This window comes from Allofournierella massiliensis (assembly GCF_004345265.1).
Lineage (GTDB): Bacteria > Bacillota > Clostridia > Oscillospirales > Ruminococcaceae > Allofournierella > Allofournierella massiliensis.
Window position 1 is genome coordinate 1 of record NZ_SLUM01000045.1, and the last position, 14,656, is coordinate 14,656.

Genomic DNA, 14,656 nt, shown 5'->3' on the forward strand with positions numbered 1-14,656 from the left:
TACCAGCATTTTTATCACCCCACACCATTATACCGCATTCCCTTTCCTTATACGAGAAAAAGACCACCGATAGGTGGCCTTTTTCGACAGGCTGAAATGTACCCGGCTGTGAAGGCCGGGTACATTCTGCAAAACGTGAAATTGTGTGTCGTTTCTGTGTGGGAAAACGACTGCCAATGCCGGAGTGTGCCGCAGGAGAAAGATGGGGGATCAGCGGCGCTTGAAGAACAGCAGCGCCAGACCGCCGCATACACACAGCCCGGCAAGTCCCAGCAGGAAGGGGGCGGCAGACGGGCCTGCCGTTTTGCCGGCGGGCACATCGCTGGATGCGGATGCCGCGGGGCTCGGGCTGGGCGTGACAGTGGGTTGTTCCGTTGGAGCAGCTGTGGGAGTCGCTGCGGGAGTGGGCGAAGGTGCGGTGGTGGGCCGTGCGGGGCGGATCACTGCGCTGCTGGGCGGAACGGTGGCTTCCGGTGCGGGGGTGGTCGGTATGGATGTGGCTGCCGGCTGAGCAGCCGGAGGGGTGGCCGCTTTTTCCGCGGGTGCCGCCGTGGACTGTGCAGAAGGTTCGACCGTGGGTACCGCGGTGGGCTGCGCAGTGGGTACCGCGGTGGGCTGCGCTGTGGGTACTGCGGTGGGCTGCGCTGTGGGTACTGCGGTGGGCTGCGCGGTGGGTACTGCGGTGGGCTGCGCAGTGGGTTCTGCGGTGGGCTGCGCAGTCGGTACTGCCGTGGGAACGGCAGTGGGAATCGGCCATTCGAAAACCGTATAGGGGAAAGAAGCGGTCAGACCCTGATGGCTCACGGTAGCCTGCCGCTGACCGGGCTGGGTGGAGTCAAAGCCGGTCAGGGCATATTCTGCCGGGGCAAGCTCCCGGGGGCCGGAAGTATAGTTGGCAAATACCTGTATGCCCCGGGTGGAGACGGACTCTCCCTGAAGATAGGAGAGCTGGTTGGGCGGAGTGACAGACAGCGAAAGCAGGGCGTCCGTGGTGTCGGAAGGGGCGTTGAAACGGATCCGGGCCTTGCCGTCTGTGCGGTAGGCAGTGAACAGCCGGCCATCGAAAACGGTCAGGTCGGCCGCATTGCCGTTTTTGTCCACCGGGTCACCCACCTGCAGAAAGGAGTCTCCTGCAAGGCGGTAGACCCGCAGATTCTTGGAGGAAGCGCCATTGGGTGCGGCCAGAAGGAAGAGGGAGCCGTCGCCTGTGGCCAGACGGGGCTCATGCACGGGCTGGTCCAGCCGTGCAATGGTTTTCCAGGTGTCGCCCTCCAGCTGCTTCAGCTCCGGGGAGCTGCCGCCGAAGGCCAGAAGCAGGCCCTCCTTTCCGGCGGCAAGATCAAAGGTGCTGGCCTGGCCGGGCCCGGCCAGGCGGGAGAAGTTGCCCTCCTGCCCTGCCTGATAGAGCAGAAGTGCGTCGTTGTTGGTCACATCCCAGAAGGCCAGATATACCTGACCCTGTTCGTTGACTGCGATTTTCGGGCTGCCGAACATGCGGCCGGTGGCGCACAGGCCCTGCCGGCTGATGCCGCTTCTGGTGGCAGTGGCGTAACCGGCTTTGGAATAGCCGCCGGCCACATAGGCGATGTGCAGTGTGCCGCCCCGGGCGGTGATGGCGTAGTCGTCCACATCCGGCAAAAAGCCCAGCGATTTCCAGGCTCCGTCCTTCAGCATGGCCAGATACAGCGCACCGTCGCTGGCACGCCAGGCCACGGTGGGAACATCCCGCAGGCTGGTGAGCGTTACCTGTTCAAAGCCGCCGTTCTGGGTGAGCGGTTCCGACGTGACCGGAACCCAGCCGGGGTCCGCAAAAGCATAGAGCTGCAGCTGGTCGCCGGTGTAGGGCAGGTCGTATCCGGCGGCCATAAGCTGGCCCCGGATGGGGCTTTGGGCCAGCGCCGCGCCGGAATGCTCCGGGAACTGGGCGTCCTGCCACAGATCCTGAGCATTGGCCTGAGGAATGCTGACCGAGAAGGTCATGCTGCCGCCCTGGGCGGCGGATACATCCGAGATCACAATGCCGGAATTTGTGCCGTCCGAGAAGGTGAGCGCGCCCTGGGCAAGACCCGCGTTCGGGTCTGCACTGCCGATGAAGGTGCGCCCGCTTTCGGCGGACAGGAAGGCGTTGTTCACGGTGGCCCGCTCGCTGCCCTCCACATAGCCGTTCCGGCCCGGCTGGGGGCGGAACACATACACGCCGGTGGAACCGAAATAGTTGCTCAGACCGTCCACCGTGGTGTCCACCCGGTAGACGATCAGCCCGGTACCCCCGATGCGGGAGTCCAGTGTGTCATCGCTCTGGGGCTGGGTCTGGCGGCGCATCTCCACCACAAAGACCTCGTAGGGATTGCGCTGAGAGCGGATCACATAGGCCTGATTCCCCGCCTCGCCGGGGGCGCAGATGGAAATGTTTTTGGCCGACTCGTTTAACTCGGGCAATGTGACCCAGCCGGAAAAGTGTGCCCGCAGATAGGCAAGCGGCCAGCTCAGATACCGGGAGGAGGACGCCATGATGTCCCAGGAGCCCACCGGTACCGAAGCGTCCCGGGGATACAGATCCGGATACCCCAGCGTGTGCAGGAACTCGTGGCAGATTACGCCGGAACCGTCCGCCAGTGTGGAATCCAGCAGACGGTCGGTGTTCAGCATGTTGTAGCTGGCCACCTCCTTGCCGCTGAAGCTCAGCCCGGCAGGCAGGATATTCTGGTGGGGGTAGAGAGAGGGCGGCGAACCGGCGGTGTTTTCCGCTTCGCCCAGCAGCACAAGGCTCAGGTTGTCGATGGCGCCGTCGCCGTCATAGTCCAGCAGCTGGCCATCCAGAGCGGGGAGCTGCTGCACCAGCGCGGTCAGGATCGAGGCGTCGATGCTGCCGGTCTGGGTCTGCTGCCGGGTGAAGGGCAGCTCGCAGGCGGTCAGGGTCTGGCCGTCCCACTGGGGAAAAAGGTTGTGCACCTGGAACCGGCCGCCGGAGATGGTGTTCATGTACTGGCGGAAGGAGCGGCCCTGCTGCCCGTCGTACAGTTCCATCAGGGCCTGGGCCCGGCTTTTGCCCGGCTGAGCGGAGGGCTGGTTGAAATAGTCCTTGTTGGGCTCGTCGCTGAAGTAGGCGAAAAGCACCAGATTGGCAAAATCCCGGGGTGGCTGTTCTGCCGCCCGGGCGGGCAGAAGAAGGCCGCCGGCGGGCGCCATGCAGAGCACCAGAGTAAGCAGGGTTGCGATACAGCGTTTGATCATGGGGAATCCTCCGTTCACAGGGGGAAGGACACGGCCGCAAGCCGATGCGAAAGAATGCAGCTTTATTATATAAAACAGGTGGGAAAAAGAGAAGGCGAGGATGCCCTAATTTACAATAGGTTTACAGCCTGTAAAGGTTGCATAAAGGTTTGCCACACACACATCTTTCACCCTTTACACGGCGGCTTTTCACAAACGGCCGTTAAAATAAGTTCGGTTTTAGCCCCGGCACATACCCTGCGCCGGGAAATTCTGAATGATTCACGAGGGGGAATTGAAGCGAATGAATAAGGTGAAATCGGCCGTTGGTCGGGTGGGAGGCTGCCTGAACAGGCACAAAAAAGCACTGGTGATTGTGGTACTGATCCTGCTGATTGCGGCGGTGGGGCTGTGGTACTTCAAGCTGCGGCGGCCGGCGCTGCCCACAGCGGCAAAAAGCGGCAGTTATGTGCGTACGGTGACCCTGCAGAAAGGCACACTGGATGATTCCATCAGCGCCAGCGGCACAGTAGAGAGCAGTGATGTGTCCAATGTGACCACCGACCTGAAATACACCGTCAAAACGGTGGATGTGCAGGTGGGCGATATGGTCGAGGCGGGCGACGTGATCTGCACGCTGGACACCGAAAGCCTGGAGAAGAGCATCGAAAAGGCGAAGGAGACTCTGGCAGACAACATGGCGCAGGCGGAAAAGACCTACCAGAAGGCACAGGAGAGCCTGGCTGAGGCCCAGACCAAAACGGCGGAGGCCAAGGAGGATCTGGATGATGCGGAGGAGGCCAAGAGCGACGCCTGGCAGGCGTACGACAGCGCCCGCAGCAAGGTGAGCTCCTTCCAGAGCGAGGCAGACAGCGCCGCCGCCCAGCAGGAAAGCGTTCTGAGCGCTTTGAACGATGCCATGGCCGCCACGGCTGAAAAGCAGACCGTCTACAACGATGCCTATGGCGCCTGGAAAACCGAGAGCGACCGACAGCTGGCGGCGGATTATCAGCCTGCCGCGGGCGACGCGGAAACGCTGGCCGGCCTGAAGAGCGCGCTGGACAATGCCCAGGCCCAGCTGGATGCGGCGAACGCCGCCCAGAGCAGCGCGCAGGCGGCCTACGATCAGGCCTCTGCACTGGCGCAGGAAAAGCAGAAGGCGCTGAGCGATGCCCAGAACACGGTGGGCCTGACCGGACTGCAGACCACCTACCAGCAGGCCCAGGCCGCATACGAGCAGGCTCAGACCGCTTATGATCAGGCGGTGAAAACCCAGGAGACCGCGCAGGAAACCTGCGATGATGCACTGGAGAGCTACAACAAATCCTCCGAAAGTGATGAGCTGACCGATCTGCAGGAGCAGCTGGAGCAGTGCACCCTGACTGCAGAGACCAGCGGCAGGGTGACTGCGGTGAACGCCACCGTGGGCAGCATGATCGACGGCGCGGCCGCCACCATTCAGAACACCGATTCCCTGAAGGTGGCCATCACCATTCCGGAATATGATATTGAGAGCGTACAGGTGGGGATGACCGCCCGCATCACCAGCGATGTGACCGACAAGGAAGTGAGCGGTACCCTGACCCAGATCTCGCCCACCGCCACCGGCGGCGGTTCCTCCTCCAGCAGCTTTGCGGCGGAGGTGACCATCAACGATGCGGACAGTGGCCTGCTGATCGGTACCAATGCCAAGGTGGAGATCATCCTGTCCACCACTGAGGATGTGTTCAGCGTTCCGCTGGATGCCATCGGTGAGAATGAAGCGGGCGAAAGCGTGATCTATGTGCAGACCGGCGAGACGGATGGTGAGCCGGTGTTTGAAGAGATGGTCGTAACCGTGGGTGAGCAGAACGACTACTACGCCCAGATCAGCGGCGCTGAGCTGGAAGAGGGCATGGTGGTGCGCGCCGCGGCCGATGAAAGCGAAGCCACCGAGGAGCTGGACATGAGCTCCGCAATGCCCGGCGAGATGAGCGGCATGGCTCCCGCGGAAGGGGGCGCGATGGATGGCTCTGTGGTCATCACCGCTCCCACTGGCGGCGGTGGCGGCGGCCGGGGCGGTATGGCCGGCGGCCCGGCGATGGGAGGCTGATGCAGATGCAGCCGATCATTGACATGCAGGGCATTGTGAAGCGGTACTACATCGGCAAGCCCAACGAACTGGAGATTTTACACGGCATTGATTTGCAGGTGTACCCCGGGGAATTTGTGGCCATCGTGGGCGAGTCCGGCAGCGGCAAATCCACGCTGATGAACATCATCGGCGCGCTGGACCGGCCCACGGAGGGCAGCTATACGCTGGACGGGGTGGACATCACCTGCGCAAAGGACAGGGAGCTTTCGGTGATCCGCAACCGGAAGATCGGGTTTGTATTTCAGACCTTCAACCTGATCGGGCGCACAAGCGCCCTGAAAAACGTGGAGCTGCCCATGCTCTACGCCGGGGTACCCGCCCGGCAGCGCACCCAGCGGGCAAAAGAGCTGCTGGAGATGGTGAACATGGGTGAGCGGGCCCGCCACCAGCCCAATGAGCTTTCCGGCGGGCAGAAGCAGCGGGTGGCCATCGCCCGGGCGCTGGTCAACCAGCCCGCCCTGCTTCTGGCGGACGAACCCACCGGCGCGCTGGATTCCGCCACCAGCCGCACCGTGATGGATATTTTCCACGAGCTGCACGCAAAGGGCATGACCATCGTGCTCATCACCCACAGCCAGGAGCTGGCCGCCGAGTGCGAGCGCATCCTGACGCTGCGGGACGGCCGGTTTGTGGGGGAGCGAAAGGGGGCGGGACGCAGTGCAGCTGTTTGATAACATCCGCCTGGCCTTCAGCAGCCTGTGGGCCAACAAGCTGCGGGCGTTGCTCACCATGCTGGGCATCATCATCGGCATCGGCTCGGTGATCGCCATTGTTACGCTGGGCGATTCCCTCACCGGCTCCATTACCGACAGTCTGCAGGGCTTCGGCATCAACAACATTACCGTGAGCCTGCAGCGAAAATCCGAGGACGATGAAACCACCGGCGGTGCGGTGCGCATGTTCGGTATGGAGAATCCCTCCAGTGAGGATCTGTTCACCAATGCCATGATCGAGGAATTCCGCACCGCCTACCCGGACGAAATTTATGCCATTGCATTGAGCCAGAGTCTGGGCAGCGGGCAGGTGCAGCAGGACGACACCACCGTGCAGGTGACGGCCATGGGCGTGAATGAGGAATATGCACTGGCTAACAATGTGAATCTGCTGCACGGGCGCTTCGTAAAGGATTCCGACGGGGAACGCCAGATCGCCGTGGTGAGCGACGTGTTCTGTGAGAGTGTGTTCGGTACCAGCGGAGCATCGGTTCTGGGGCAGGAGTTTGAGCTGAGCGTGAACGGTCAGCTGCTCCGCTTTTATGTGGCCGGCGTGTATGAATACGATGACGATGGCTTTGTGAGCATGACCGGCTCCGACCCGGTGACCGAGCTGTATCTGCCGCTGGAAGCGGCCCAGAAGCTGAGCGGCGGCGAAACCGGCTACCAGAGCTTTACCGTGGTGGCCTCCACCGATACCGACACCACCGCCTTCCTGGAGCAGGTGGAGAGCTTCTTTGCCAGCTTCTACACCCGCAACGAAAGCTACACCGCCACCGCTTCCAGCATGGAAAGCATGCTGGAGGAGATGACCAGCATGCTGAACACCGTGAAGCTGGCCATCAGCGCCATCGCGGCCATCAGCCTGCTGGTGGGCGGCATCGGCGTGATGAACATCATGCTGGTGAGCATCACCGAGCGTACCCGGGAGATCGGCACCCGCAAGGCGCTGGGCGCGCCGGGCTTTGCCATCCGGATGCAGTTCATCACCGAGGCGGTGGTGATCTGCCTGGTGGGCGGTGCGCTGGGTGTGGCACTGGGCGTGGGTCTGGGCGCAGCGGGTGCGGGTCTTTTGGGCTACGCGGCAAAGCCCAGCCTTACGGCCATTGGTCTGGCGGTGGGCTTCTCCATGCTCATCGGCGTGTTCTTCGGTTACTACCCGGCAAGCAAGGCCGCGAAGATGGACCCCATCGATGCGCTGCGGTATGAGTAACTCCTTGACAAAACCGCAAAGCAGCGGTATCCTTTTGAGAGCATACGGGGAATGAGGCACTCCCCCGGCGGGCCGGATATGCCCGCCCAAACCGCCTGTTCGGGCTGATGGCTTCTGTGATCTGTGAATCACGGGGCCGTCAGCCCTTTTCTGTGCGTATGGGGAAGGGCTTCGGCAAGGAGGAACCAATGAAAGAAATCGGAAAACAGGCACTGCGGCTGCTGGCATTGTGTGCGGTGGCGGCGGCAGTGGGTGTGGCGGCCGGTGCGCTGGCCGCCGTGTTCGGCCGGGGGCTGCTGGCCATTGGCGCGGTGCGGGATGCGCATCCCGGCCGGTGGCTGCCTTTTCTGCCGCTGGCGGGTGCGGTCATCGCCTGGTGCTACCGGCGCTGGGGCAGCCGGGCAGGCCGGGGGATGGGGCTGGTGATCGACGCGGCCTTTGACGAGGGGGAAACGATCCCCCGGCGGCTGATCCCCATGATTTTCCTGTCCACCTGGGCCACCCATCTGTTCGGCGGCAGCGCCGGGCGCGAGGGAGTGGCGGTGCAGATGGGCGCGGCCCTGGGTCGGGGGGCAGGCCGCCTGCTGCCGATGCAAAACGCAAAGAAACTGCTGCTCAAGGCCGGCATGGCGGCGGGCTTCGGCGGGCTGTTCCGCACGCCCTTTGCGGCGGCGCTGTTTGCGGTGGAGGTTACGGCGGTGGGGCGGCTGGATCTGGAGGCTTTGCTGCCGGTGCTGGCAGCGTCACTGGCAGCCAGCTGGACCAGCGGTGCGCTTGGGCTGGAAAAATTCACGGTGGAGCTGACCGGTTTGCCTGTGCTGGATGGGCCCATGGCGTTGCGGCTGGCCTGTCTGGGGCTTTGCTTTGGCCTTGTCGGAGCGTTGTTTGCAATCGGCCTGGGCCGGGCAAAGGTTTTTCTGGGGCAGCGGATGCACAACCCGGTGGCCAGGGCTGCGCTGGTGGGTGCAGTGGTGGCGGTGGCAAGCCTTGCCTGCCACTGGGGCCGGTATTCCGGCCTGGGCACCAACCTGATCACCGCGGCTTTTGCGGGCGGAACGGTGTACTGGTACGACTGGCTGGCCAAGCTGCTCTTTACCGTGGTCACGCTGGCCGGCGGGTTTCAGGGCGGCGAGGTCACGCCGCTGTTTTCCATCGGCGCATCTCTGGGCGTCTGGCTGGCCCCGCTGGCGGGAGTGCCGGTGCCGGTGGCCGCGGCGGTGGGCTACTGTGCGGTGTTCGGTGCGGCCAGCCGCACGCTGCTGGCTCCGGCGCTGATCGCGGGCGAGGTGTTTGGCTGGGAGTTTCTGCCCTTTGGCCTTTTGTGCTGCGCGGCGGCCCGGGTGTGCAGCGGCAGCGCCACCATCTATCCTGCCCAGCGCACGGAATAAGAATTGCAAAACAGACCCCCAGCGGGTATACTGGAAGCAGAACATTGCCCGCAGGCTGCGGGCCTTACTGAAACATGGAAATGAGGCGTTTTGCTATGAGCTATACCTTTGGATTCATCGGCGTGGGCAACATGGGCGGCGCGCTGGCCCGGGCGGCCTGCCGCTGGAACCCCCGTCAGGTGGTGCTGACCAACCGCAGCATGGAAAAGGCCATCTCGCTGGCCGAGGAGCTGGACTGTGACGTGGCGATGGACAACGTCACCGTGGCCCGGGAAGCCAAATTTATCTTTCTGGGCGTGAAGCCCGCCGGCATGGGTCAGGTTCTGATGGAGCTGGCTCCGGTGCTGGCCCAGCGCACCGACCGGTTCGTGCTGGTGAGCATGGCCGCCGGCCTTCAGCTGGATCGGCTGGCCCAGATGCTGGGGCGTCCCGCGCCCATGCTGCGCATCATGCCCAACACGCCGGTGGCCATCGGGCAGGGCATGATTCTGTATACCGCCGGCCCTGGAGTGGACCGGGAGGATCTGGAGGAGTTCCTGATCAAGATGGACGCCGCCGGCCGCTTCGACTCCATCGACGAAAAGCTGATGGATGCGGGCAGCTCGGTGTCCGGCTGCGGGCCTGCCTATGTGTACCAGTTTATCGAAGCGCTGGCGGACGGCGGCGTGGAGTGCGGCCTGCCCAGGGCAAAGGCTCTGGAATATGCGGCTCAGACGCTGGCGGGCGCGGCCCAGATGGTGCTGGAGACCGGCAAGCATCCCGGTCAGCTGAAGGACGAGGTGTGCAGCCCCGGCGGCAGCACCATTGCCGGCGTTCACGCACTGGAGGAGGGCGGCCTGCGGGCCGCGGCCATCAACGCGGTGGTTCGCAGCTTTGAAAAAAACAAGGAGCTTGGCAAGCAGTGAGCGAATACAACATCAAACTGGTGGGGCTGGACATCGACGGTACCCTGCTGAACAGCAAGAATCAGATCAGCCCCCGCAACCATGCGGCCATCCGGGCGGCCATCGACGCAGGCTGCCGGGTGATCCCGGCCACCGGCCGGCCGCTGCGGGGCGTGCTGCCGGAGTTTCTTCAGATCCCCGGCGTGGACTATGCGGTCACCGCCAACGGGGCCACCGTGGTGCGGCTGGCCGACCGGGAATTCGTGATCAAAAACTGGATCAGCCGGGCGCGGGTGCAGCAGCTTTATCAGGCGACCCAGGGCCTGTGGCGGGTGTTCGATGTATTCACCGGCGGCAGCGGATACTGCGAGCAGAGAAATCTGGACGCTGCCGAGGAATGGGCACCCCGGAACATGGCCCCCTACATGCGCATGAGCCGCCAGCCGGTGGAGAGTATGTGGGACTTTATTGCCTCGCAGGAAGGCTTTGAAAAATGCACCATGTTTTTCACCAGTGAGGAAAACCGGCAGAAGGCCCGGCAGATTGCCCGGGAAATGGGCGGCTTTGCCATTGTATCCAGCGAGGCCAACAATCTGGAGGTCAGCGACGAGGGTGCCACCAAGGGGCTTGCTCTGCTGGAGCTGGGCCGGATGCTGGGGCTGGAAAAAAGCCAGGTGATGGCCTGCGGCGACTCGGAAAACGATCTGGCCATGCTGGAGGCGGTGGGCCTTGGCGTGGCCATGGGAAATGCGCCCCTTGCCATCCAGCAGAAGGCCGCGGCGGTCACCGCCACCAACGACGAGGACGGCGTGGCTCTGGCATTGGAAAAGTATGTGCTGGGCAGGTGAGCGGATGGAGTTTTTGCGGGAAAAAGGCGTTGTTGCGGCAAACCTCTGCCTGATTGCCGGCCTGCTGTTTTTCAGCCCGCTGTTTCTGGTGGGGCTGGCCCTGTGGGCGGTCAGCCTGGCTGTGCGCCTGCGCCGGGAGCCGAAAAAGAGCATGAAGCTGTTTTACGGCGCATTGTGCGTGCTGGTAAGCCTGTGGTTTTTGTGGGCGCTGGCCCGGCAGCTGGCGGTTCTGGCCGGCTGGATTTGAAGCAAAACAAAAAAGAAGGAGCCCGGGGAGAGCTCCTTCTTTTTTTGTGTAATTGACAGGGCGTTACTGCCGGCCCCGGTTGTAAACGCTTTGCTGTTCCACCCGCAGCACCACCCGGCCCACAAACAGGGTGAGCAGAACCTCCACTGGCAGCAGCACCAGATTTTTGCCGATGCGCAGCGGAAGGGTGGCCAGCTGAAAATTCTGGCCATAATAGAGATACAGCCAGAAGCTGTTCAAAAAGATGTTTAAAAGAATGTTGATGCTTAGCTTGGCGGCCAGAACCCGATACCAGCGCAGGGGCTTGCGGTAAAGGGCCAGACCCCAGATCATGCCGGCCAGAATGGCGGTGAGGGTGAAGCCGGGGAAATAGGCCCCGCCGCCGTTGTTTACCACCCAGCCCAGAAAATCGCTGGCGGCGCCGGCGGTCATGGCCACCGCGGGGCCGAACAGCATGCCGGCCATGGCGCTGGTTAAAAAGCCGAAGCCGATGCGCAGCTGGGGGGTGAGCTGCAGCCGGATGTTCAGCGCGTCCAGCGTGATGTTCAGCGCGATGAGCAGCGCCACCACCGCCAGTGTGCGGGGCTGATGGAACCGGGCGGCGGAATCCTGAAAGAGTTGCTTGATTTTGGACATGAAAAAACCTCCTTTTGTATGCGGATGCCGCACAAAAGGAGGTGAGGATACAAAAAAGGGTACAGCGCGGCAAGGGCACTGCGCCCCGCATTTGCCTGCACACACTTCGTTTATGCAGCAGCGGGATGCAAAGTCTGTACCGCGAAGCGGAGTGCTTCTTCGTCCGGCCCGCAACTCCCCGTCGGGCTGGCACTTGACGCACAGGCTTTTACTCTGCACGCTCCATTATAGACCCGACAGGCGGGGAAAACAAGCCCCGACCGCAAATTAAACAGTCAGTCTTTTGCGGAGGCTTTGTTCACCACCAGAATGCCCACGCAGATCAGCACCAGCGCAGCCAGCCCCTGCGGGCGGAAGGCTGATTCCCCCTCGCCCAGCAACAGGGCACTGAGCAGCACGCCGAACACCGGGTTCATGAATCCGAACACCGAGATACGGGCCACCGGGTTGTGGGCCAGCAGCACCGACCACAGCGAGTAGGCCACCGCCGAGATAAAGCCCATATATACCAGCAGCGCCGCGGAAGTCGGGGTGGGCGCGGCCAGCCGGCCGCCCAGCATAAGGCCCAGCAGAGTCATGACCACACCGCCGAACAAAAACTGCCAGCCGCAGAGCACAAAGGTGTTCTCCTTTTGGGAGTACCGCTTCACCAGCACGCTGGAAAAGGCATAGGCGATGGCGGCAATGAGCACCAGGCCGTCGCCCAGAAGGCTGCCCTGCCCGCCGGAGGAGCTGCTCAGGTTGATGAGCGCCACGCCGGCAAAGCCCACGGCACAGCCAATCAGCTTGCGGGCGGTGAGGGCTTCGTAGCGGAACACCAGTGTGGCCAGCAGAATGCAGAAAAAGGTGTTGGTGGCGGTGATGATGGCTGCGTTCACTCCGCTGGTGTTGGCAACACCGGCATAATAAAACACATATTGCAGAATGGTCTGTATGCAGCCCAGCTTGAGCACCATCGGCAGGGTGGCCTTACCGGGGGCGGCCAGCCGGCGGGCCCGGATGCTGGCAAAGACGATGACCATCAGCCCGGCAATGGAAAAACGGATGCCGGCAAACACCAGTTGGCCGGGAATATCGCCGGACGACAGCTGAAACAGCTGGCAGCCGATCTTGATGCAGGGGACGGCACTGCCCCACAAAAAGCAGGGGATCAGGGCCAGCGCGGCAGCCACTGCCGGCCGGGAAAGCGGGGAAGAATCCTTCATAATGCAACAATCCACCTCTCAGGGTTTGAAATATCCACTGGAAAAGTATAAAATGTTATCAGTAAAAAGTAAAGCCATCCGATGGGGCAAATCGCCCTGTCGGGCGGCTCCGGCAGGGCCCTTGCCAAAAGGGCCGGAAAGGAACAGAACGATGGCAGTTACCAAATTCAGCGAGATGAAATACACCCGCCCGGATGTGCAGCAGGTGACCGAGGCATACCGGCAGCTCACCGCCCGGGCAGAAAAGGCCGAAAGCGGCCGGGAGCTGGCGGATATTTTTAAGGAGCATACCAGACTGGATGACGAATTCAGCACTGCGGCGCGGCTGGCGCAGATTCGCCACACGCTGGATACCCGGGATGAATTCTACGATGCGGAGAACGATTTCTTCGATCAGGAGGGCCCCAGCGTGGGCAACGCCCAGCTGGCGCTGTACCGGGCACTGCTGGCCAGCCCCCACAAGGAAGGTCTGGCCGCAGAGTACGGCGATATCCTGCTGCAGAAGATGGAGGTTGCCGCCGCCAGCGCCAGCGAGGAAGTGCTGGAACTGATGCAGCAGGAGAACGCGCTGGCCAGCCGCTATCAGAAGCTGTATGCGGGCGGTCAGGTGCAGTTTGACGGCAAGAGCCTGACCCTGCCCGAAATGGGTCCCTATAAGCAGAGCCTGGATCGGGCAGTGCGCAAGGCTGCCTTTGAGGCGGACGGCCGCTTCTTTGACGACAACCGGGAAGAGCTGGATGAGATCTACACCAAAATGATCGAAAACCGCAACGCCCAGGCCCGCAAGCTAAGGTACGAGAGCTATGTGCCCCTGTCCTATCTGCGGATGGGCCGGCTGGGCTACAACGAGGCGGACGTGAAGAGCTTTCGGGATCAGGTGGCCCAGAGCGTGACTCCGCTGGCCCACGAGGCCATGAAGGAGCAGTTTGCCCGCATCGGCCTGCCCGACGCAAAATTCTACGATACCACCGTCAGCTTTAAGGACGGCAACCCTATCCCGCAGGGCACTGCCCCTGAGCTGCTGGCCAAGGCGGTGCAGATGTACCGGGAGCTGAGCCCTGAGACCGCCCGCTTTATCGATTTTATGACCGAGAGCCAGCTGTTTGATCTGGAGAGCCGCCCCGGCAAGGCCCCCGGCGGCTACTGCGAGACCATCCCCGGTTATGGCGCGCCCTTTGTGTTCTCCAACTTCAACGGCACCTCCGGCGACGTGGACGTGCTGACCCACGAGGCCGGTCACGCCTTCCAGGCATGGGTGGCAGCCGGCCAGGGCATGTGTCAGGAGCTGGCCAACCCCGGGCTGGAAAGCTGCGAGATTCACAGCATGTCCATGGAATTCCTCACCAGCCCCTGGCATCACCTGTTCTTCGGCAAGGACACCGCCAAGTATGCGCTGGCCCATGCCCAGGAGGCACTCACCTTCCTGCCTTACGGCTGCATGGTGGATGAGTTCCAGCACATTGTTTACAGCCAGCCCCATCTGACCCCGGACGAGCGCAACGGCATCTGGCTGGAACTGGAGCACAAGTACCGTCCCTGGAATGACTTTGACGGTTTGCCCTTCTATGGCCGGGGTGCGGGCTGGCAGCGGCAGCTGCACGTCTATCAGTATCCCTTCTACTACATCGACTACTGCCTGGCACAGATTGTGTCGCTGCAGTTCTTTGCGGCCCATCTGAATGATCCCAAGGATGCCTGGCAGCGGTATCTGGCTCTGGTGAAAAAGGGTGGCGGCGACACTTATGCCGGTCTGGTCAAGGCCGCAGGCTTCACGGTTCCCTTTGAGCAGGGTGCCATTGCTCCGGTGGCGCAGCAGGTGTTTGACTGGGTGAAGGAACAGAACAAAACCCTGTAATCAGTGAAAAATCTTTTCAAGAGCCCGAAGGCAGTATTGCCTTCGGGCTTTTTTGTGCAAAACAGGTTGCACAGGGAAAAACCGGTTCATATATATACAATATATAAGAGAAAACGCGTTTTTTGGCCCGAAAAGAAAAATATGACTTTTTTAAAGAAAATTGAAAAAAGGTGTTGACTTCTGCTTAGAGGGTGTGGTATTATAACTGAGCCGTCAAAAACGGCAAGCCGCTCGAAAGAGCTTGAAAAAATATTTCAAAAAAAGTGCTTGACAAACAAGACTTTGCGAGATATAATAAACAAGCTGTCCCGCGAGGGAGA

The 14,656-nt window shown here is 62.0% G+C and carries 11 protein-coding genes and 2 riboswitches; of the genes, 8 read left to right on the forward strand and 3 right to left on the reverse strand.

Going from position 1 to position 14,656, the window contains the following annotated elements; all coding sequences use genetic code 11:
- Positions 1-210: 210 nt before the first annotated feature.
- Entirely contained in the window at positions 211-3,234 is a 3,024-nt protein-coding gene (locus EDD77_RS18715) for a bacterial Ig-like domain-containing protein (protein WP_058963295.1), read from the reverse strand.
- Positions 3,235-3,517: 283 nt separating this feature from the next.
- Here EDD77_RS18715 and EDD77_RS16945 point away from each other — a divergent pair, with 283 nt between their 5' ends.
- The 7 genes from EDD77_RS16945 to EDD77_RS16975 all read left to right on the forward strand — a co-directional run bounded on the left by EDD77_RS16945 (position 3,518) and on the right by EDD77_RS16975 (position 10,640).
- Positions 3,518-5,305 (forward strand): HlyD family efflux transporter periplasmic adaptor subunit, encoded by a 1,788-nt coding sequence (locus tag EDD77_RS16945; RefSeq protein ID WP_058963294.1) that lies wholly within the window; start codon positions 3,518-3,520, stop codon positions 5,303-5,305.
- 5 nt (positions 5,306-5,310) lie between these two features.
- Positions 5,311-6,018, forward strand: a complete 708-nt coding sequence (locus EDD77_RS16950; RefSeq protein ID WP_341439594.1) for an ABC transporter ATP-binding protein — start codon at positions 5,311-5,313, stop codon at positions 6,016-6,018.
- Positions 6,005-7,273: an ABC transporter permease gene (locus EDD77_RS16955; protein ID WP_058963292.1), complete on the forward strand. Its 1,269-nt coding sequence runs from the start codon at positions 6,005-6,007 to the stop codon at positions 7,271-7,273. The genes EDD77_RS16950 and EDD77_RS16955 overlap by 14 nt, the downstream gene beginning before the upstream one ends.
- 38 nt (positions 7,274-7,311) lie before the next feature.
- Positions 7,312-7,397: riboswitch (Fluoride riboswitch) on the forward strand.
- A gap of 64 nt (positions 7,398-7,461) precedes the next feature.
- Complete coding sequence (locus EDD77_RS16960; RefSeq protein ID WP_058963291.1) at positions 7,462-8,661, forward strand: chloride channel protein; 1,200 nt, start codon at positions 7,462-7,464, stop codon at positions 8,659-8,661.
- A 95-nt stretch (positions 8,662-8,756) separates the two neighbouring features.
- Positions 8,757-9,566 carry a pyrroline-5-carboxylate reductase gene (proC, locus tag EDD77_RS16965; protein ID WP_058963290.1) on the forward strand — a complete coding sequence of 270 codons (810 nt, stop codon included), beginning with the start codon at positions 8,757-8,759 and terminating at the stop codon, positions 9,564-9,566.
- A complete protein-coding gene (locus EDD77_RS16970; protein ID WP_058963289.1) occupies positions 9,563-10,393 on the forward strand; it encodes a Cof-type HAD-IIB family hydrolase in 831 nt (276 codons plus the stop codon). Before proC ends, EDD77_RS16970 begins: the two co-directional genes overlap by 4 nt.
- Positions 10,394-10,397: 4 nt before the next feature.
- Positions 10,398-10,640, forward strand: coding sequence for a hypothetical protein (locus tag EDD77_RS16975; protein WP_058963288.1), 243 nt, complete (start codon positions 10,398-10,400; stop codon positions 10,638-10,640).
- Positions 10,641-10,703: 63 nt separating this feature from the next.
- Here the strand turns inward: EDD77_RS16975 and EDD77_RS16980 are convergent, their stop codons facing one another.
- A complete protein-coding gene (locus EDD77_RS16980; RefSeq protein ID WP_058963287.1) occupies positions 10,704-11,276 on the reverse strand; it encodes a folate family ECF transporter S component in 573 nt (190 codons plus the stop codon).
- A 116-nt stretch (positions 11,277-11,392) separates the two neighbouring features.
- A riboswitch (THF riboswitch) is annotated at positions 11,393-11,494 on the reverse strand.
- Positions 11,495-11,551: 57 nt separating this feature from the next.
- Positions 11,552-12,481, reverse strand: coding sequence for a DMT family transporter (locus EDD77_RS16985; protein WP_058963286.1), 930 nt, complete (start codon positions 12,479-12,481; stop codon positions 11,552-11,554).
- A gap of 151 nt (positions 12,482-12,632) precedes the next feature.
- On the opposite strand from EDD77_RS16985, the gene EDD77_RS16990 reads away from it, so the two are divergent.
- Complete coding sequence (locus EDD77_RS16990; RefSeq protein ID WP_058963285.1) at positions 12,633-14,336, forward strand: M3 family oligoendopeptidase; 1,704 nt, start codon at positions 12,633-12,635, stop codon at positions 14,334-14,336.
- Positions 14,337-14,656: the final 320 nt, after the last annotated feature.